The organism is Brevibacillus gelatini (assembly GCF_050920745.1).
GTDB lineage: Bacteria > Bacillota > Bacilli > Brevibacillales > Brevibacillaceae > Brevibacillus > Brevibacillus gelatini.
Window position 1 is genome coordinate 4,135,781 of the sequence record NZ_CP154342.1, and the last position, 20,233, is coordinate 4,156,013.

Here is a 20,233-nt window from a genome sequence, read left to right on the forward strand (position 1 = left end):
ATCCTGCAAAGAAATCGCTTTCATACAGAAAAAGCTGCTTTCCGCAATCTGAGTAGCTGCCAGTTTGTCAGGGGTTGAAGCAATACGTCGCGCGAACAGAGCAAATGCGGCCCGCTTACGGGCGCGGTTTACGACTCCCGCTGATGTAGAGCAGATCGTAGGTAACCCGCACGCCCTGCTCCTCGCCGTACGTCCGCTCGTAATAGTCCATCATCGCCAGCATCAGCCTTCTTCGCCCCAGTCCCGCACGCTTGTCCTCGCTCGTATTTGCGCCTACCGCCTTGATTGCATGCAAAAAGTCCGCTACACGCGGATAGTGCAGCACGACCTTTTGCTGTACCGCCTGCAACGAGCCCATTCCCGCCGCTTCCAGCATGGACAGCCACTGCTCCGCCGCCAAAAACGCCAGGCCGTGGCGCACGTTGTTTTCGCCCAGGCTTGCGTGGGCATAGGCAAAAGAATCGTGCAGCTCGCAAAAGGTGGCTGGCCCGAAGGTGGAAAAAAAGAGCGGGGCGTTTGGCTTCAGCAAGCGGCATAAGCCGCGAATCGTCTGTTCGGGACGAGAAAACCACTGAAAGCAGGCTCCCGACACAATCAAATCCCGGGAGGCCGCTGGCTGCGTCCAGACCCATTCCTCTGCATCGGCCTGGCAAAAGCGCGCTGTCAGGCCGAGACTGGCAAGGCTGGCCTGTGCCTGCGCGATCATTCCGCCGGCGACGTCAATCGCCTCGTAATCGGCATGCGGGTACTGGCTCCGAACCAGGCGAGTCAGCCGCCCCGTGCCGCAGCCAACCTCCTGGATGCTGGCAACCGCGTCACGGGGGAGAGCCGTCTGAACCATTGCGCTCAGACGATTGGCCATTTCCTTTTGCACGATGGCATACTGCTCATAGGAAGCTGCCTTGTTACTGAAACGATGCTTGACCGTGTTTGCGGGCAATCTGCTTCACCATCCTCGTCACTGCTGTCCCGACTACATCCGGGTAAAAGACGTGGGGCATGTGGCCGCAGTCTTTAAGCGGCAAAAAATCGGCATCCGGCAAGGTGTTCGCCAGCTCTTCGCCCGCCGCCAGCGGACAGATGAGGTCGTCTGTGCCGGAAATGACGATGGCAGGACAGAAAAGCGACGCGGCTGCATGCCGACAGTCCTCGCTTGCCAGGTAGTCGAGACCTGCGAGCAGCGCTTGCTCGCTCCACTGTCCCCCGGCCTTTTCCATTTCCAGTCGGTTTTGCTCACGTTCTTTTGCCGACAGCATCTGTTCCGCAAATTGAGCCATGACCCGCTCGCGTTCTTTTGGCAGCAGCCGTTTCATCCGTTGCAGCACGGCTGCTCCCCAGCCTTTATCCCGCTCTGCCGGCTCGCGGACAAAGCGCATGGTCGTCCCGATGAGAACAAGCCCTGCTACGGGCCGGGAAGCTGCCAGCCTGAGCGCCAGCAGCCCGCCCATGGACCAGCCGACGACAATCAGCTCGTTTCCGGCGATAGAGCGGACCGTCTGCTCTACCACCTCCAAAAACTGTTCCGGGCGGGATACGCGAGAATAGTCCGGTGCCAGATGCAACGCGCAAGGAATCTGTTGACGGACCTCCTGCCAACACGAGACCGTCATCCCCCAGCCTGTCAGCCAAAGTATAGCGGGTGTCACATCGCATCCCTCCCGTCCAGCTCATCGCGAATTGCAGTCAGCTCCTGGACGGCCCACGTCAGTTCCTGCGGCGTATGCGTCGCCATCACGGTAAAGCGGATGCGCGCCGTCCCGTCCGGAACGGTAGGCGGACGAATGGCGACAGCGGCAATCCCGCGCTCCAAAAGCTTCTGGCTGAATTGCAGCGCTCGCTCGTTTTCTCCGATCGCAAGCGGGATAATTTGCGTATCGTCGTCTGTTATGTGAAAACCTTTTTCTTGCAGCATTTGCCGAAACAGACTCGCATTTTCCCGGAGAGCCTGCCTTCTCCACGTGTCCGTCTCGATCTGCGTCAAGGCTTCCAGCGTCGAGCCGATGACGGCAGGCGGCAGAGCGGTAGAGTAAATGAGCGAGCGAGCCTTTGAGCGCAGATGGCGAATCACAGGCTGATCGGCACATACGTACGCGCCGTACACTCCGAAGGCTTTGCTGAACGTACCTACCAGCACATCGACCTGATCGGCCATCCCCAGTTCGTGGCACAAGCCCTGGCCCTGTTCCCCGCGCACTCCACCCGCATGCGCCTCGTCGACCATAAGCAGGGCGCCGTAGCGCTCGCGCAGTTCGGCGAGAGCAAGCAAAGGAGCTTTGTCGCCATCCATGGAAAAAATGCTGTCCGTCACGATCCATTTTCGTCTTTTGCCCTGATGCTTTTGCAGCAAAAACTCCAGGTGCTCCAGATCGTTGTGCCGATAACGGACGTGCTCGGCGCGGCTCACGATGATGCCGTCGACGATGCTGGCGTGATTCAGCCGATCGCTGAAAACGACATCGCCGCGGCCAGCGAGTGCAGCGATCACTCCTGTATTCGCCTGATAGCCGTTCGCAAACACGAGCGCTCCTTCGCGCCGCTTCCACTCCGCAAGGCGCTGCTCCAGCTCGTCGTACAGCGGGTAATTGCCGAGCACGAGGCGGGAAGCAGTGCCTCCCGCGCCCCATTTCCTCGCGGCCCGCTCGCCTGCTTCCACAATTCGCTGCTCATGCGCAAGGCCCAAATAGTTGTTGGCGGACAAATTCAGCAGCCTTTTTCCGCGAACACGAATCCATGCGCCCCCTGCTTCGGCCAGCGGCTCCACCGTTTGCCACGCTCTGTCCAGCGACTGCTCCCGCATCCGCTTCCACTCCGTCTCCAGCCATTCGTACCTGTGCTTCATGGGCCGCACCTCTTTGCCTAGAGCGCACATAGCTCGATCTCGAAGCCAAGGTCCTCGATCATTTGGTGATCGGCTGAAATCTCCTGCCCCGGCGTCGTCAAATAGTCGCCCACAAACAGCGAATTGGCCGCATAGAGTGACAGCGGCTGCAAGCTGCGCAGGTTGACCTCGCGTCCGCCTGCCACACGAATCTCTTTGTCCGGGCAGACGAAGCGGAACAGCGCCAGCACCTTCAGCGCTTTTTTCGCAGGAATGCGGCCCTGGTTTTGCAGCGGCGTCCCTGGAATTGCATTCAAAAAGTTGACCGGAATCGAATCCGCATCCAGGCTGCGCAAGGCGAACGCCATCTCCACGATCTCCTCGTCGCTCTCCCCCATGCCGACGATGACGCCAGAGCACGGTGACATCCCCGCTTTTTTTACTGTATCAACGGTTTCCACCCGCTGATCGTACGTATGGGTAGTCGTGATCGCCGAGTAGTGGTTGCGACTTGTGTTCAGGTTGTGGTTGTAGCGGTGTACGCCCGCTTCCTTCAACCGCTGTGCCTGCTCGTCGCTCAGGATGCCGAGACAGGCGCATATTTTGAGCGGCATCGTCGCACGAATTTCTTTTACCGCTTCAATCACCTGTCCCAGCTCCTTTTCGGTCGGGCCGCGGCCAGAAGCGACGATGCAGTAAGTGCCTGCCTTCCGATTCAGCGCTTCCCGCGCTCCTGCCAGCAGCGTGTCTTTGTCGAGCATGGTGTACTTGGCAACAGGAGCTGTAGAAACGATTGACTGCGAGCAGTATCCGCAATCTTCCGGGCACAGTCCGCTTTTCGCGTTCAGGATCATGTTCAGCTTGACCTTTTTCCCGAAAAAGTGCTTCCTGACCCGAAAAGCGGCGTGCAAGAGCGGCAGCAGTTCGTCGTCTGGCGCTTGCAGGACGTGCAACGCCTCCTCCTGCGTCAGCGCTTCTTTTTGCACAGCCTTGTCTGCGTACTCGTTCCAGTTCATGGAAACCGTCTTGTTCATTTTTGTATCTCCCCTTTAATGGATTGCTTTTTCAGCACACTTTCGACAGGCGACACGTCCACATGCGCCCGCATCGATTCCACCAGTTGCTGCCGGGTAAACGCTCCGCCCATGTACGGCAGCACTCCCCAGACAGAAACATTTCCGTATCGTTCGATCATCGCGGCATTGGTGGCCACACTCTCATCGGTCGCAGTTGCAGGGGCTGCTTCGTTTAAAATCACACCCGCCACCTCAAGCCCTCTGGAGCGCGCATACCAGAGCGACAAAAGCGTATGGTTGATCGTGCCAAGCCCCGCGCGGGCGACCAGCAGAAGCGGCAGTTGCAGCCGGAAAGCGAGATCGACCATCAGATCCGTTTGCGTCAGCGGCACAGCCAGCCCGCCTGCTCCCTCGACCAGCAGCCAGTCGTGCTTCGCCATCAAGGAACGCCCGCCCGCGATTACGTCGTCCAGCGTGAGCGTCCTGCCCTCCGCTTGCGCTGCCAGCCAAGGTGTCAGCGGCGCAGAAAAAGCCAGTGGCGCAATCTCGTCGCACAAGTCCTCTACACCGCTCCAGACCCGCAAGCGAAAAGCATCGCTCTTCTGCTCATGTGTCAACGCCCCGGACTGGACAGGCTTCCACACGCCGAGATCGTATCCCCGCTCGCGCAGCGCAGCGGCAATTCCAGCCGTGACGACGGTTTTGCCTACATCCGTGTCCGTCCCGGCAATGAACAATCCGGCAAATGGCTTGGTCATCGCACCGCCTGCTCCTTCTGTTCCAGCGTGACCTCGCGAATGGATTCCGCCAAAATCTGCACCATTTCCGCGATCTCGGCCATGCTTGAGGCGAGCGGCGGAAGGAAGACAATGACATTGCCCAGCGGTCTCGTCAACAGTCCTTTTTCTCTCGCCCGCTGGCAGACGCGGACGCCAATGCGCTCGTTCCAGTGGTACGGCTCCTTCGTTTGCTTGTCGCGAACCAGCTCAATTCCTGCCATCAGCCCTTTTTGCCGGATGTCGCCAACGTGCGGCTCTGCCTGTAGCGGCTGCAAAAGCTGCTCCAGCCCGACCGCTTTTTTTGCCACCTGCTCGACCAGCCTTCGCTCTTCCATGAGCCGCAAGTTTTCCAGCGCTACGGCACAGCCCAGCGGATTTCCGGTATAGGAATGGCCGTGGAAAAACGTCTTCTGTTCCTCGTAGTCCGCGTAAAAAGCGTCGTAAATCTCTTCCGTAACGAGTGTGGCTGCTACAGGCAAATAGCCTCCGGTCAACCCTTTGGCAACGGCCATGATGTCCGGCACTACACCGTCGTGCTCACAGGCGAACATTTTTCCCGTCCGGCCAAAGCCTGTCGCCACCTCATCCGCAATCAGCAATACGTCGTGCGCGCGCAAAAGCTCGGCAATCCGCTGCAAGCAGCCGTCCGGCATGACGATCATCCCGCTTGCGCCCTGAACGACAGGCTCGACAATCATCGCGGCAATCTCTCCTGCTTTTTGTTGCAGCAGGCTTTCCAGTTTGCTCAAGGTTGCTTCCACAGCAGCCTGCTCGCCTCCGTCCCGGTACGGATACGGGTACGGGATGACATACGGAGAAAAGAGCAGCGGCTTGTAAACCTGATGGTACAGCGGGATCGCTCCCACGCTGGTAGCTCCAATCGTGTCGCCATGGTAAGCGTTGTTCATCGTGATAAAAGCCTGCTTGCCCGTCCGGCCGCGATTTTGCCAATACTGGAACGCCATTTTCAGGGAGATTTCCACCGCAGTCGCGCCGTTGTCCGAGTAAAATACTTTGCTGAGTCCGGGCGGGGCAATTCGCACCAGCTGCTCTGCCAGCAGGATGGACGGCACGTTTGCCATTCCCAGCAGCGTCGAGTGCGCGATCTGAGTCAGTTGCTCCGTGATCGCCCGGTTCAGCTCCGGTACATTGTGGCCGTGCACGTTCAGCCATACAGAAGAAAAGCCGTCGTAATACGACTTTCCATTGACGTCGATTAGCTTGACCCCTTCGCCTCTGGCAATAATCAAAGGCTCCTGCGCGTTGTAGTCCTTCATCTGCGTAAATGGATGCCACAAAAATTGCCTGTTCTTTTGCGCCAGTTCGGCGTAGTCATAGTAAGAAGTATGTAACAACCAAATCACATCCTTGGTTAACATATATTTGTTAACTGAAATGTTAATTCGGTTTACCGTTTTTGGCAATGACTTTTTTCAGGATAAGGTGGCTTTCCGATTCATAAAAAAGACCACGCCCTCCCCGATTGGAGAAGCGTGGTCTTTGCTTTGTGCGGTTTACCCGGTTTATTTGGTTTGCTGCAAAATGCGATAGAGCGCTACGACACATACTGCACGAGTTGTCGGTTTGTTCGGCTGGTATTTTCCGCCGACCGGATCAATCAGGCCGAGTCCGACCATGTTGGTGATGGACGAGGCTGCCCAGGACGGCCATGTTCCTTTGTCAGAAACCGTTTTGGCTGCTCCTTTTTTGTTCACCAGACGGTCCAGGATGACAGCCGCTTCTGCTCTGGTCACAGGTTTGTCCGGACGGAACGTTTTGTCCTCGTAGCCTTTGACCAAGCCTTTGGCAACGGCAACCTGCACAGCTCCCTGCGCGTAGTCAGGCACCTTGTCCTTGAAACTGAGCTTCGGCGAGGCGGGCAGCTCCCAATTGAACGCGCGCGCCAGCAAAGTGACGAACTGCGCTCGGGTGAGCGAAGCTTCCGGGCCGAACGTCGTTTCCGTCAGCCCTTTGACATAGCCGTTCTCTGCCATGTACATGATTTCCTTCCTGGCTGGATGGTTGGCAATATCGGTGAACGACGGGCTCGCCAGTCCGGCATTGTCCATGTAGTACGGAATGTATTTGCCGTAGCTGTTTACTTCATATACCCACTGTCCTTGTGCGTTCATGGTGCCCAGGAGCGGGTCGAGCGTCTGATTGACTTCGTTGACGTACAGCAGTCCGACTCCTTTTCCGGCGATCCACTTCTTCGGCACCAGCGTCAGCTTGATCGGAGACGTCGAGATCGCATCGTCCGTGCCCGCCTTGCGTTCACCCGGCTTGATCGTGAACGAGTAGTCCGCGGGGACATAGCCTGGCAGTTGCTGGGTGACGATCGATTCGACTTCCACCAGAGCGCTGTCCAAAAACGGAGCAGTCTTCTCAAACGAGTAGCCAAGGTCAAGCTCGGCACCAAGCGACAGGCTGCCCGGCAGTTCAGGCACAACAACCGCATTGCCCGGCTGTCCTGTCTGGTTTGGCAACAGGAGCGAGAATTCGTCGAAGTACAGCGTTCCTTTGTCGTGTGTAATGCCGTCGTTCGCCTGGTCTACAACGTAGATGCTCTTCAGCTTCAACGGATAGGCGGCGTTGCTCGGGAAGTAGCCTTTTACCTGCTTCCAGCCTGTCCAGTCGATTTCTTTTGCCAGATCGACGTAGACGGGCTTGTTGTTGGCATCCAGCACTTCTGCGCGCAGCCAGTGTCTGCTGTTGTCCCCGTATACCCACAGGCCGAGTCCGAGCGGCTTGCCCGGGATGGTGACAGGCTGAGAACCAAGCACGCCGTAAGAGATGCGCATGTTGTTCGCTGGCGCTCCGGAGAAGTTGTAGACGAGCTTTGCCGCTTTTTTCGTGCGGAACACCTGATCCGAAACGAGCGCAAACGAGCCCGCCGAGCTGATGCTGCTCGGGTTGGCCGCGTGGTACATGCCGACCTGGTTGTCAAACGTCAGCCATGGCTGCTCGAATTGGCCGACCGCAAATGGAACGGTTGTCGATACACCGTCATAGGTAATCGTCAGCTGTCCATTTCCCGGTTCATTGCCTGCCACAAGCTGCAGCTTGTCGTTGACGGTAGCGACAGCAGAGTCTACGCTCGCTTTGACGCTAAGCGGCGTCGCCTGGAGTGTCGCTCCTTTTTTCGTCTTGATTTTCACGTCAAGCGTGACAGCTTGTCCCGGTGCAATCGTGACCGGGTTCGGGGAGACGACGATCTGTTGGACCTCGCTGCCCGCGATGACGTGAATCTCTTTGTTTTGCGTCACGTTGCCCAGTCGGCCTGTCAGTTTGATCTGGCCCGAGCGCGCTGGCGTGAAGCGTTGTCCCTCTACTGTACCCGCATCTGTTTCCCAAGTGACATTTGCCGGATTGATCGCGTATGGCTGGTAATGCGTATCATACCCTTTGGAGGCATTGAGCGTAACGGTCTGGCCGATGAGGATGTCGGCTGGCACGTCAATTTGGAATCCTCGCAATTCTCCTGGCGGAGCGGTGTTGTACACAGCAAGTCCGGTCGGCACGCGGCGTTCGGCACCGCCGGTCGGTTTGTTGGCGAGGTTGGCGTGCGTCTCGCCCAGCATGCGCACAGCCATCGTCGTCGAGCCTCCGCCGTCAAAATTCACAGCGCGGTAGGAGCCCAGCTCTGCCATGATTTTTGCCAGCTCGTCCAGGTAAACGCCTTTGTTCCCGTCAATCGTTACCATGTACAGCGTTTTTCCATCCTGGGAAACGCCTACTGCCGTGCGGGCATTGGCAGAAGTGATCGACTTGTCCGCCTGGAACGACGTCAAGGCTTTGCCCTGATCCACGAGCAGCACGTTGCCGCCTACCGCTTGCTTCAAGTCGAGTGTTTGCGGGGTGGTCTGGTACTCGATGGTCGCTTTGGCGCCAACCGGGAAATTTTGCTTGAGGAAGGCCGCTGCCGCGCCGTGTCCCCACAGAACGTAGCCGTTGTACGGTATGTATACTCCCGGTTGATTGACGCGCACTTCCTTGGCGACGTTGTCCACGAACAAAATCTCGACGACATCCTTGTAGCCAGGAATCGCCCCCAGACTTGTTTTGCCAAAAGAAGGTGTATAGACATTCAACTGGTTTTGGTGGCTTTTGCGGCCGTCGCTCGGATTGTACTCTTCTTTGTTGACACCTTGAATCGAGTAGACAGCCCCGTTTGGTGCGGTGACTTTTCCGCCAAACCCGAACTTTTCAATGATCGCGATCTTGTCCCCGGTCAGCCCCAGGCTATACCAGTACGAGATCAAGCCCATCGAGGAAATCAACTGCTCGTCCTTCAGCACGATGCCAAACGGCGCGCCCCGCTTGGACATGTTGAAAAAGTCCGCGTTGATCGCAGCGATCGCGCCTGTTTCGCGAGCCATCTGGGTAACGGTCTGTCTTTCCGTCAGTTTGCCGGCAGTCCCGTAGACGGGCTTGACCTCCACGTACGGGTTGTTCAGGTCCACCTTGGTTACCATGATGGTGACGGGCTGATTCGCAAACGATTTCGTATATTTGAGCAATGTGGTTCCCTCGCCAATCGGGGTTTGCCACACCATGTTCAATGCACTGGTTTCTGCCCTGGCGTGCGCGACGTTCGTCGCAAGGGGCACAAACGGAACAAAAGCTCCCCAGGCCATTGTCGTAGCCGTGAGCAGCGTCACTATCCTTTGCGCTCTCATGTTGGTGACTCCTCTCCATTTTCCAAACTCTGTCTGTTTCTTATGTAAGTCGGTAACTATTCGTTAGACGCAGTGAGGTAGTGGATAGTTTCGCCAATTTTGCAGATTCCCTGTTGGCAAAACAAACCAAATTGTCAGTCTGTAATAGCAGCAAGAAAACCCGTCCGGATGATGGCACTCGCTACCGGACGGGTCACTTTTGGCTGTATGGGCAAATGATTACTGTCCCGGCTTGAACGGCTCAGGACGCTCGGCACGCAATCCAAAGTGATACAGGATTGCTTCTACAATACGGCGGGAAGCCTCTCCGTCCCCATACGGATTCGCGGCATGCGCCATTGCATCGTAGGCTGCCTGATTGGTCAGCAGCTCTTTTGCCATTGTGTATACTTGTTCTTCGTCTGTACCCGCCAGCTTGAGCGTACCCGCTTCAATCCCCTCCGGACGCTCGGTTGTATCTCTGAGCACCAGCACAGGCACGCCAAGGGACGGCGCTTCTTCCTGAACGCCGCCGGAATCGGTCAGGATCAGGTGAGCGCGGCGGGCGAAATTGTGAAAATCAAGCGCGTCGAGCGGTTCGATCAGCGAAATGCGCTCGTGATCGCCCAAAATTTCCTGCGCTACTTCCTGCACGGCCGGGTTGAGATGCACCGGGTAGACGACGGCGATCTCGGGATGCTCGTCCACCAGTCTTCTGACCGCACGGAAAATGCGGCGCATCGGCTCACCCAGGTTTTCGCGGCGGTGGGCGGTCATCAGCACCAGCTTGTGGTCGCCTGCGCGGTCGAGAACCGGGTGCGTGTAATCTTCGCGCACCGTTGTTTTCAGCGCATCAATCGCTGTATTTCCGGTAATGTAAATGCTTTCCTCCGGCTTCGCTTCCCGTCTGAGGTTGTCGGCAGACCCGTTTGTCGGAGCGAAGTGCAGGTCCGCCATCACGCCTGTCAGTTGGCGATTCATCTCTTCCGGGAACGGCGAATACTTGTCCCAGGTGCGCAAGCCCGCTTCCACGTGGCCGATTGCTACCTGGTTGTAAAAAGCGGCCAGACTCGCAACGAATGTCGTCGTCGTATCGCCATGCACCAAAACGATGTCCGGCTTTACTTCCTTGATCGCCGCATCGAGACTTTGCAAGGCGCGTGTCGTCACATCCACGAGCGTCTGGCGGTCTTTCATGATGTTCAAGTCAATGTCCGGTGTAATATCGAAAATCCCCAACACCTGATCGAGCATTTGGCGATGCTGGGCGGTCACGCAAACGACCGATTCGATTTGCCCGCTGTACTTTTTCAGTTCATGCACAAGGGGGGCCATCTTGATCGCTTCCGGACGCGTCCCGAATACCGTCATTACTTTTACTTTTTTCATCTTGAATTCCCTCTCCGCCTACTTTGTGCCGTACAAGCGGTCGCCCGCATCGCCAAGGCCTGGCACAATGTATCCATGGTCATTTAAATATTCGTCAATCGCTGCTACGTAAATATCTACGTCAGGATGTTCGTCCTGCACCATTTTGATGCCTTCCGGAGCGGCAATCAGGCACATGAGCTTGAGATTTCGCGCTCCGCGTTTTTTCAGCGCAGCAATCGCCGCGACAGCAGAACCGCCAGTCGCGAGCATCGGGTCAATCACGATCAGTTCGCGCTCGGCTACGTCTGAAGGCAGCTTGACGTAGTATTCGACAGGCTGCAATGTTTCCGGGTCACGGTACAGTCCCACGTGGCCGACTTTTGCGGCAGGGATCAGCTTGAGCAGTCCGTCGACCATGCCAAGTCCTGCACGGAGGATTGGTACGAGTCCAACTTTTTTGCCGGCAATCACGTTGGATTTACAGGTGGCTACCGGGGTTTCGATGGTGGTTTCTTCAAGCGGCATGTCGCGGGTGATTTCGTAGCCCATCAGGGTTGCTACTTCGTCCACGAGTTCGCGGAATTCTTTGGTTCCTGTATTCTTGTCACGAATAAACGTCAGTTTGTGCTGAATCAGCGGGTGGTCAAACACATATACACGGCTCATGTACGTTCCTCCGTTTCCGTATCAATGCATCTTTTCCATCATAGCGAAGGAGAGGGTTGCCGTCAATTTGCCTAATCTTCGTACTTTTTTCTCTTTGGCTGGGTTATTTCTCCTTTGGCTAGGTTGGGGCTGCGGGGAAGAGACTGAAAGAAAGTAAAAAAACAGACCCTCATGAGGTTGCTCACGGGGTCTGTCTGCTTGAGAAATGTTCTTGAAAATTAGATCGTCAAGCCTTCGTACATCGGGAAGCGTTGGCACAGCGCGGCTACGCGTTGGCGTGCTTCTTCGTGTTTGGCTGCGTCTTCCGGGTTTTTCAAGGTCAGGGCGATGATGGCTGCTACTTCTTTCATCGCTTCTTCGTCGAAGCCGCGGCTGGTGACGGCTGGTGTACCCATGCGGATACCGCTTGTGACGAATGGGCTTTGTGTATCGTAAGGGATGGTGTTTTTGTTGGTGGTGATGTTTACTTCGTCCAACAGGTGCTCGGCTACTTTGCCAGTCAGGCCGATTTTGCTTACGTCAACCAGTACAAGGTGGTTGTCAGTTCCGCCGGAGACGAGTGTCAGTCCTTCTGCCTGCAGCGTTTCTGCAAAGACGCGGGCGTTGTTTACGATGCGTGTTGCGTAGTCTTTGAACTCCGGTTTCAGAGCTTCACCGAAGGCAACTGCTTTTGCCGCGATAACGTGCATCAACGGACCGCCTTGGACGCCTGGGAACACGGATTTGTCGATTGCTTTTGCAAACTCTTCTTTGCAGAGGATCAGACCGCCGCGAGGACCGCGCAATGTTTTATGCGTAGTGGAGGTGACAAAGTGCGCATGTGGCACCGGGTTTGGATGCAGGCCAGCCGCAACCAGACCAGCGATGTGCGCCATGTCTACCATGAAGTATGCGCCTACTTCGTCCGCGATTTCACGGAATTTGGCAAAATCAATTGTGCGCGGATAAGCACTTGCTCCTGCTACGATCAGCTTTGGCTTGTGCTCCAGCGCTTTTGCACGAACATCGTCGTAGTTAATCAGGTGAGTGTCTTGATCCACGCCATACTCTACGAAGTTGTACAGCGTACCGGAGAAGTTTACAGGGCTTCCGTGTGTCAAGTGGCCGCCGTGGGACAGGTTCATTCCGAGTACAGTGTCGCCCGGCTGCAAAATGGTGAAGTAAACCGCCATGTTTGCTTGCGCGCCGGAGTGTGGCTGTACGTTCGCATGCTCGGCACCGAAAATTTCCTTGACGCGATCGCGCGCGATGTTTTCCACGATGTCCACGTATTCGCAACCGCCATAGTAGCGACGGCCTGGATAGCCTTCGGCGTACTTGTTGGTCAATACCGTTCCCATTGCTTCCATAACCGCACGGCTTACGAAGTTTTCGGATGCAATCAACTCAATTTTGTCACGCTGTCTTCCCAGCTCCAGTTGAATGCCTTCCAATACTTGCGGGTCCTGTTTACGCAAAAATTCTAGCATGATTTATTTTCCTCCTCGAAAATGGGCTTGTCCCACATTCTTATTAGGTACAGCTTTCATTTTGGGGTACAACTTCATAGACTGCTCGCGCGCCGCCAATCAGCTTGGGGCGTGTACGTGCAGCGGTGACATGCGCTTCGCCCACAGTCCGCTGCGCGGGACGCACAGGCACGGCCACTTGCTTCAAGTGCATGCCAATCAGCGTGTCACCGATGTCAATGCCTGCATGGGCGCGAATCTGCTCCACCACAACCGGATCGGCAAGCTGTGTAAAAGCGTGTGCAGCCATGGAACCGCCAGCAGTCGGCACGGGAACGACCGAGACCTCTTCCAGCCTGTAGCGTTCCATCACTTCCCGCTCCAGCACGAGCGCCCTGTTCAAATGTTCGCAACATTGAAAGGCCACAGCAAAGCCGCGCTGCTCCTGCACAGTGCGGATGCCGCGATAAATGGCGGCGGCCACGTCCCGGCTGCCGGCTTTTCCAATGTGCTTGCCCAGCACTTCACTTGTACTGCACCCGATCACCATGACCTGTCCGGCCTTGAGATTGGCAAGCCCGGCGACTTCCTCCACCAGTTGACGAACCTCTTGTTCGATAGCGGATAGGTTCACTTACTTCACTCCCGTGTGCTTCGCTTCGATGTGCGCGATCTTTTCCACACGACGCTCGTGGCGGCCGCCCTGGAATTCTGTCTCCAGCCAAATTTTCACAATATCAAGCGCCAAACCAGGTCCGATAACCCGCTCTCCCAGGGCCAACACGTTCGAGTTGTTATGCTCACGGGTAGCTCGTGCAGAAAAAGTATCGTGCACAAGCGCACAGCGAATGCCAGGAACTTTGTTGGCTGCAATCGACATGCCGATGCCGGTTCCGCAAACCAGGATGCCCCGGTCGAACTCGCCTGCTGCCACTTTTTCCGCTACGGGCAAGGCGTAATCAGGGTAATCTACCGAATCCTCGCAAGAGCAACCGAAGTCTTCCGTCTGGATGTTCATGGAGGCGAGCAGAGTCTTGATTTCCTCTTTCAGCTTGTATCCCCCGTGATCTGCAGCAATCGCCACTTTCATTCTGCCATCCCTCGCTTGTTTCATGATCTCACTCATTATACATCAAAAAGCTGGAGGTAAAAAGTGAACATTTTGTTTGATTGATTAAAAAATGTTCGTACTCTCACGCGAAACAAGGTCCTGGCTACCAACCAGCACCTCCTTTTGTTCCGTTATTTACGAAAACGCGCTTCCATCAACCGCTCCAAAAGCCTGTCCAGCGACTCCTCGATTTCCTCGGCGCAACGACGGTAATCCTCCAGCGCTCCACCGAAAGGATCAGCAATATCCTGCAAGCCCTCCACTCCGGCAAACTCCTGCAGCGTATGCACCTTGTCAGCAGCCGCCGGAAAAAAGCTCAGGATGGCGTGCTTGTGATTGTTCGTCATCGTCAAAATGAGGTCAGCCCACTCGATCAGCTCTTCATTCAGCTGGCTCGACTCATGTGCATGCTCAATGCCCCGCTCCGCCAGCACCGCCTGGGCGTGTGCGGAAGCAGGCTGTCCTGCATATGCCGCCACTCCGGCCGAACGCACTTCAAATTCCTGTCCGGCTGTCTTGGCGCGAAATATCGCCTCTGCCATCGGACTGCGGCAAGTATTTCCCGTGCAGACAAATAAGATCCGTTTCAATGATCGCCCCTCCTTTCTGTCCATCTGCTAGATGACAAACTTCAGCCCGAAGCAAAACAGAATAAGTCCTCCTACTAATTCGCTGTAATCGCCCAACCATCCTCCTACACTTCTGCCAAGCAAAAGTCCGAAATAGGACATGGCCGCCCCCATGATGCCGAACAGGGAGATGGCGAGAATTTTATTGACTTCAATCAGCCCAAACGAAAAACCGACTGTCAACGCGTCGAGACTGACGCTGAAGGCAAACAGCAATAGCCCGATTCCTTTTGTTTTCAGGACGCTTTTTTGGTCGCCGTGAAACAGTCCATTCCACAGCATATGCAAACCGATCAGGATCAGCACTCCGCCGCCGATGAAAACGGCAATGTCGCCCACCAAGTCAGACAAATAAGCGCCGACAGCAATCCCGACGACAGGCATCATAATATGAAAAAGTCCGATGGTAATGCTCACTTTGACAATTTCCCGCAAACGTATGCCGACCATGCCTACGCCGATCCCCAGCGAAAACGCATCCATGCTCAAAGCAAAGGCGATGATGAGCAGCGTCAAAAATTGCCCCCAATGAAACAACACCTGGTCCAAGCGGCCTCCCCCCTGTCTCTTCACCTTATGCGGACAAGGGGGAGTTTAGACTGTTTTAGACGGACAGGATGCGACCGCCCGCCGCTTTTTCCAGACGGTTCATGACGGCCATACCCAGGCCATCGCGGCTGAAAGTTTCACCTACAATAAACTGAACGTGTTGATTGTCAAACTCGCGCAATACAGCATAAAGCTGCTGGGCGACTTTTTCCAGATCGTGCCGGGAGCCAACAGACAAGACGACGTCGGCCGCCGCCTGTTCCCGCCAGTATCGAGCCGACTCTTCCGTCGCCAGCACTCCGGTTTTTTGCCCATGCTGTTTTGCTTCAGCGAGCAGCTCCGCCATTTTCGCGCGGACCTGTGCTTCGTCGCCTGTCACCAGCCACATTTCCCCCTCCGGGGCGTAATGCGTATATTTCATCCCGGGCGCACGCGGCGTCTCTACCGCGCCCACCTGAAAAGAAGGATCGAGCTCGACCGCACCGATCACGCGCTCCATCTGCTCCCGGGTAATGCCTCCTGGCCGCAGGATGACAGGCGGATCGACCGTCACGTCAATGACCGTCGACTCGACACCGACTCCGGTAGCTCCGCCATCCACAATCCCCGCTACCCGTCCGTCCAGATCGGCAAACACGTGCGCAGCCGTAGTCGGACTCGGACGGCCGGAACGGTTCGCGCTTGGAGCTGCAATCGGCACGCCTGCTTCCTGGATCAGGGCGAGCGCAATCGGATGGTCCGGCATGCGCACCCCGACTGAATCCAGCCCTGCCGTTACCAGCGACGCTACCTGATCGTTTTTCGGCAGGATGATCGTCAACGGACCCGGCCAAAATGCGTTCATCAGCTTCCGGCCTTTTTCCGGAACGGAACCTGCGACTGTGGACAATTGCGCAAGCTCTCCGATATGCACAATCAGCGGATTGTCGCTCGGTCTGCCTTTTGCTGCAAATATTTTCTCCACTGCGGCATCAGACAATGCATTCGCGCCCAGGCCGTACACCGTTTCCGTTGGAAAAGCGACCGCTTCCCCCGCGCGCAGCAAACGGGCTGCATCCACAATCTGTGTACAACTGCGGATGTTTTCCACATCGTTATCCACAGACCAGACTTTTGTCACCAAATTGGTTTCCATCTTAATAAAATCCTTTCTTTATCTCGTTTCTATGTCATAAGTGCCTTTAGTATAGATGTGCATCCAGAAGTTTTCAACAGGCTGTGGGTAACTTGTGAATAACTTTCAGAAAAGTCTTTGTTACCAATTCTTAACCTCATCCGTCAGAACGGTGTAGTAGAATAAGTCCATGCAAGCGAGATACATCTTCTCTTGGATCGAAAGGATCGTGAATGAACATGACATTGTTGAAATCCGTTACTTCCAGCCTGCTCGGCACAGCCGTATTGCTGACCGCCGCTACTGCCCCCGTCCTGGCAGCTTCCCCTGCTGCGGCCAAGCCTGTGCCTGCCGTACAAGCACAAAAGCCGCAAACAGCCGGAGTGGTGTTCACCCCGAAAGTGATGTCCGTCAGCACAAAAGAGTTCGAGGGCAAAGTGACGATCCCGGTCATTAGCGGATTGAAGGATAAAGCGTTTGAAGCCAAACTGAACGCCGATCTGCTGAAAGAAGCACAAACAGGTCTTGCCGAAGGCCAAAAAGCAGGCAAGCAGGATGCAGCAGAAGCAAAAAAATACGGCTGGGAGCCGCGCCCGCACGCACTCGATATTTCCTACGAGGTACACCAGGCAGGCAAGCTCGTGTCTTTCTCCATCCAGACATACGTCTATACTGGCGGAGCGCATGGCATGACCAACGTCACCTACTATACGATCGACAACCAGGACAAAGCAAAAAGGCTCAAGCTCGCCGACCTGTTCCAGTCCGGCTACGACTACCGCAGCATTATCAACCAGCTCATCCGCCAGCAAATCAAGGAACGAACCGCAGCGGACGGCTACAATCCGTACAGCTTTGAGAGCATTACAGACGACCAGGGCTTCTCGTTTGAAAACGGCAATCTCGTCATTCATTTCGAACAGTACGAAATTGCTCCGTATGCGGCAGGAATGCCTTCCTTCACCATCCCTGCCCATCGCTTCCACAGCCTGCTGAAGCCGGAGATTCTCGCTGCCCTGACTCAAAAATAAGCCTTTTTCCACCCAAAACGACACCTGCGCCATGACAGCGGGGTGTCGTTTTTTTGCGGATTGATGGTAAGGCTCAGGAGAACCAGCTTTCAAGCTTTTCCCACAGGTAGAAGCGCACCTGTACTTGCGGCGCAGGGGCTGGCTGCTCGACCACTGCCTGTTCCGCACGGAAAACACCCGCAGTCTGATCGTCACGGTTTGCAGCGTCCTCGCTTTCCAGACGGTCTTGCCGCCATTCTTTTTGCTCTGCGACTTCCTGATCGAGCTTCCATGCAGCAGCGGCGGACGTCTGCTCCAGATCGGTCACTGGCTGCCTCTGCTCTGTTTGGGTCCTTGCCGCTGGTTCTGCCGCCTGTACGGCATCTCCGTTTGCCATGTCGATAAAGCAGAGCGGCGGAAACAGCACGCACCACCAGTTTTGCCCTTTTGCCTCGCCGATTTGCACCCGCAGCGCCTGGTAGTTGCCAGCCGGATACACGTAAGAACCGTACAGCTTGGTCGGAAAAGGCACTTGCCCGTAATCGACGACGGCTTGATAGGAAAAGCCGCGTTCGCGGATCGTTTTATCCACCACTTCTTGCAAAACGGGCAACTGGGACGCGACCAATTGCTCGGCTTCCTCAAACGACTTGATGTCTTCCGCCCACGTGTTCATCTGGGCGATCAGCGCATCGCGCACTTCTCGCTTGAGCCACTGATCCTGTACAGAGTCGCTGTTGGCGATAATGCGCAGGCGAATCGATTCCTGAGGGATCGGCCCGTTATCGAGTACATTGGCCGAAGTAAGCTGTCCCTCCCAGCACATCATAAGCATAAACAAGCTGAACGCGATCAGTAACATCCTTTTCATCACAAACCGTCTCCCTCTCTACTGAGTCTTCCAAACCTTTTCTCTCTATAGCCTCAGTATGGACAAGGAGCCGGAAATCCAAACCCAAAAGCACAAACATTCATACAATTTTAGCGAAAAAAAGGCGAGACGCCCGGGCCGTTACCGCCTTACGCCGATAACAACCCGCTCGATTCCCGCCAAATCCGGTACGATCCACACCTGCTCGATGACGCCGGATGCCCGCATCAAAGCTGCCACATCACGCGCCTGATGAATGCCTACCTCGAAAGCGACGACCGCCTGCTCCTTGAGCAGAGCTGGCAGCGCCTCGCACAGACGGCGATAGCAATCCAGCCCATCGTCCCCGCCGTCCAATGCGAGCCGCGGCTCATGCAGACGAACCTCTTCGTCCAGCTCGTCGACATCCCGGCTCGGAATATACGGCGGATTGGAGACGAGAATATCCACCTTCTCCCCTGCTGCAAGCAACGGCTGGACCAGATCGCCTTGCAAAAAGCGCACGGCGGCGCCCAGGCGTTCCGCGTTTTCCCGCGCAACCGCTATCGCATCCGGCGACAAATCAACCGTCGTCACCTGCCAATGCGGTTTCTCCAGGGCAAGCGTGATGCAGATCGCTCCGCTGCCCGTCCCGATGTCCGCCACGGCGAGCGCTTCGTTTTCCGGCCAAATATCCGCTGCCGCAATCAGTACCTGCTCGACGAGTATTTCCGTCTCCGGCCGGGGGATCAAGACTCCTGGCCGCACCGTGAAGGCACGCCCGAAAAACTCCTGCTCGCCAAACATGTACTGCAACGGCTCGTGCCTGCTGCGGCGCTGGCATAGCTCGTCCAGCTTCGCCAGTGTCTCGGCTAAGATCGGCTCTGCCATCGAGATCAAATAGCGCGTGCGGTCCCAGCCCAGGCAGTGGCGAATCATCAGCTCCGCCTCGAACAGCGGGTCCTTTGCCCCTTTTTCCCGCAAAAAGGAAGAAGCCCGTACCTGGGCTTCTCGAATCGTCGTGACATCAGACCAATCAAGCTGTGTGTGCATGGCTTTTCAGCAGCTCCGTCTGCTCATGCAAAATCAGGTTGTCGATCACTTCATCCAGATCGCCTTCCAGTACCGCTTCCAGACGGTGCAGGGTCAGACCGATGCGGTGGTCGGTCACGCGGCTTTGCGGATAGTTGTACGTGCGGATGCGCTCGCTGCGGTCACCGGTACCGACCAGGCTTTTGCGCGTAGCATCTGCTTCCGCATTTTGCTGTTGCATGTAGTAGTCGTACAGACGCGCGCGGAGTACACGCAGCGCTTTGTCTTTGTTGGAGTGCTGGGACTTTTCATCCTGACAGGATACCACGATCCCGGTCGGAATGTGTGTCACGCGAACGGCAGACTTGGTTGTGTTGACGCTCTGTCCGCCAGCACCGCTGGAGCAGAACGTATCGATGCGAATGTCTTTTTCGTGTACTTCCACTTCCACATCTTCCGCCTCTGGCAGTACCAGTACGGTAGCCGTAGAAGTGTGGATGCGCCCGCCGGATTCGGTCGCCGGGATGCGCTGTACGCGGTGTGCGCCGCTTTCGAACTTCATTTTGCTGTAAGCGCCGCGACCGGACAGCGAGAAGACGATTTCCTTGTAGCCGCCAATATCTGTCGGGCTTGCTTCCAGCACCTCGACTTTAAAGCCGTGACGCTCGGCAAAACGGGTGTACATGCGGAACAGGACAGCCGCAAACAGAGCTGCTTCATCGCCGCCCGCTGCCCCGCGCACCTCCACGATCACGTTTTTCTCGTCGTTCGGATCTTTTGGCAGCAACAGGATTTTCAGACGTTCTTCCAACTTTTCCTTGCGCTCAGTCAGTTCGCTGATTTCAAGCTTGACCATTTCACGCATTTCATCGTCGAGCTTTTCTTCCAGCATCGCTTTGGCATCATCCATTTGGCTTACAACTGATTTATATTCACGGTAGGTCGTCACTGTTTCTTCCAATGAAGCCTGTTCCTTGGACAGCTCACGCAAGCGCTTTGTATCGCTGATGACGTCGGGGTCACATAGGAGATTCGTTACTTCTTCAAAACGCTCTTCAACTGCGGATAAGCGTGCAAACATTGTACTTCACCCCATCGCAAAGAATACTAAGAACGATTATAACAGATAAATTATAGGAGGAAAGCGAAGATAAGTCAAAGCGCATTATTGCAATGTGTGAG

19 protein-coding genes are annotated in these 20,233 nt (G+C 55.9%); 1 reads left to right on the forward strand and 18 read right to left on the reverse strand.

Annotated elements, in window-relative coordinates:
- Window positions 1-115: 115 nt before the first annotated feature.
- The 15 genes from bioC to AAFJ72_RS20010 all read right to left on the reverse strand — a co-directional run bounded on the left by bioC (window position 116) and on the right by AAFJ72_RS20010 (window position 16,180).
- Window positions 116-940 (reverse strand): malonyl-ACP O-methyltransferase BioC, encoded by an 825-nt coding sequence (gene bioC, locus AAFJ72_RS19940; RefSeq protein WP_432775421.1) that lies wholly within the window; start codon window positions 938-940, stop codon window positions 116-118.
- Entirely contained in the window at window positions 906-1,646 is a 741-nt protein-coding gene (locus AAFJ72_RS19945) for an alpha/beta fold hydrolase (RefSeq protein ID WP_432775422.1), read from the reverse strand. Before AAFJ72_RS19945 ends, bioC begins: the two co-directional genes overlap by 35 nt.
- Window positions 1,643-2,839, reverse strand: coding sequence for an 8-amino-7-oxononanoate synthase (gene bioF, locus AAFJ72_RS19950; RefSeq protein ID WP_432775423.1), 1,197 nt, complete (start codon window positions 2,837-2,839; stop codon window positions 1,643-1,645). Before bioF ends, AAFJ72_RS19945 begins: the two co-directional genes overlap by 4 nt.
- 17 nt (window positions 2,840-2,856) lie before the next feature.
- A complete protein-coding gene (bioB, locus tag AAFJ72_RS19955) occupies window positions 2,857-3,852 on the reverse strand; it encodes a biotin synthase BioB (RefSeq protein ID WP_432775424.1) in 996 nt (331 codons plus the stop codon).
- Entirely contained in the window at window positions 3,849-4,592 is a 744-nt protein-coding gene (bioD, locus tag AAFJ72_RS19960; protein ID WP_432775425.1) for a dethiobiotin synthase, read from the reverse strand. Before bioD ends, bioB begins: the two co-directional genes overlap by 4 nt.
- Complete coding sequence (gene bioA / locus AAFJ72_RS19965) at window positions 4,589-5,992, reverse strand: adenosylmethionine--8-amino-7-oxononanoate transaminase (protein ID WP_122902947.1); 1,404 nt, start codon at window positions 5,990-5,992, stop codon at window positions 4,589-4,591. The genes bioD and bioA overlap by 4 nt, the downstream gene beginning before the upstream one ends.
- Window positions 5,993-6,136: 144 nt before the next feature.
- Window positions 6,137-9,292: a phosphodiester glycosidase family protein gene (locus tag AAFJ72_RS19970; protein WP_432775427.1), complete on the reverse strand. Its 3,156-nt coding sequence runs from the start codon at window positions 9,290-9,292 to the stop codon at window positions 6,137-6,139.
- Window positions 9,293-9,511: 219 nt separating this feature from the next.
- Window positions 9,512-10,660: a non-hydrolyzing UDP-N-acetylglucosamine 2-epimerase gene (wecB, locus tag AAFJ72_RS19975; RefSeq protein ID WP_432775428.1), complete on the reverse strand. Its 1,149-nt coding sequence runs from the start codon at window positions 10,658-10,660 to the stop codon at window positions 9,512-9,514.
- Window positions 10,661-10,678: 18 nt separating this feature from the next.
- The gene (gene upp, locus AAFJ72_RS19980; protein WP_122902850.1) at window positions 10,679-11,308 is read right to left on the reverse strand and encodes a uracil phosphoribosyltransferase; all 630 of its coding nucleotides are present in this window, start codon (window positions 11,306-11,308) and stop codon (window positions 10,679-10,681) included.
- A 218-nt stretch (window positions 11,309-11,526) separates the two neighbouring features.
- Complete coding sequence (gene glyA, locus AAFJ72_RS19985) at window positions 11,527-12,777, reverse strand: serine hydroxymethyltransferase (protein ID WP_432775429.1); 1,251 nt, start codon at window positions 12,775-12,777, stop codon at window positions 11,527-11,529.
- A 43-nt stretch (window positions 12,778-12,820) separates the two neighbouring features.
- A complete protein-coding gene (locus AAFJ72_RS19990) occupies window positions 12,821-13,390 on the reverse strand; it encodes a TIGR01440 family protein (RefSeq protein ID WP_432775430.1) in 570 nt (189 codons plus the stop codon).
- Complete coding sequence (rpiB, locus tag AAFJ72_RS19995; protein ID WP_432777227.1) at window positions 13,391-13,846, reverse strand: ribose 5-phosphate isomerase B; 456 nt, start codon at window positions 13,844-13,846, stop codon at window positions 13,391-13,393.
- A 152-nt stretch (window positions 13,847-13,998) separates the two neighbouring features.
- Window positions 13,999-14,457, reverse strand: a complete 459-nt coding sequence (locus AAFJ72_RS20000) for a low molecular weight protein arginine phosphatase (RefSeq protein WP_432775431.1) — start codon at window positions 14,455-14,457, stop codon at window positions 13,999-14,001.
- Window positions 14,458-14,484: 27 nt separating this feature from the next.
- Window positions 14,485-15,045, reverse strand: a complete 561-nt coding sequence (locus tag AAFJ72_RS20005; protein ID WP_432775432.1) for a manganese efflux pump MntP — start codon at window positions 15,043-15,045, stop codon at window positions 14,485-14,487.
- A 55-nt stretch (window positions 15,046-15,100) separates the two neighbouring features.
- On the reverse strand, window positions 15,101-16,180 hold the full coding sequence (locus tag AAFJ72_RS20010) for an L-threonylcarbamoyladenylate synthase (RefSeq protein WP_432775433.1): 1,080 nt from the start codon (window positions 16,178-16,180) through the stop codon (window positions 15,101-15,103).
- 218 nt (window positions 16,181-16,398) lie between these two features.
- On the opposite strand from AAFJ72_RS20010, the gene AAFJ72_RS20015 reads away from it, so the two are divergent.
- On the forward strand, window positions 16,399-17,190 hold the full coding sequence (locus tag AAFJ72_RS20015) for a DUF3298 and DUF4163 domain-containing protein (protein WP_432775434.1): 792 nt from the start codon (window positions 16,399-16,401) through the stop codon (window positions 17,188-17,190).
- Between the two features lie 73 nt (window positions 17,191-17,263).
- Here AAFJ72_RS20015 and spoIIR read toward each other — a convergent pair whose 3' ends face one another.
- The 3 genes from spoIIR to prfA form a co-directional block, all read right to left on the reverse strand.
- Window positions 17,264-18,040 carry a stage II sporulation protein R gene (spoIIR, locus tag AAFJ72_RS20020; protein ID WP_432775435.1) on the reverse strand — a complete coding sequence of 259 codons (777 nt, stop codon included), beginning with the start codon at window positions 18,038-18,040 and terminating at the stop codon, window positions 17,264-17,266.
- Window positions 18,041-18,181: 141 nt separating this feature from the next.
- Window positions 18,182-19,072 carry a peptide chain release factor N(5)-glutamine methyltransferase gene (gene prmC, locus AAFJ72_RS20025; protein WP_122902859.1) on the reverse strand — a complete coding sequence of 297 codons (891 nt, stop codon included), beginning with the start codon at window positions 19,070-19,072 and terminating at the stop codon, window positions 18,182-18,184.
- Complete coding sequence (gene prfA, locus AAFJ72_RS20030; RefSeq protein WP_122902860.1) at window positions 19,056-20,132, reverse strand: peptide chain release factor 1; 1,077 nt, start codon at window positions 20,130-20,132, stop codon at window positions 19,056-19,058. The genes prmC and prfA overlap by 17 nt, the downstream gene beginning before the upstream one ends.
- Between the last annotated feature and the right edge of the window lie 101 nt (window positions 20,133-20,233).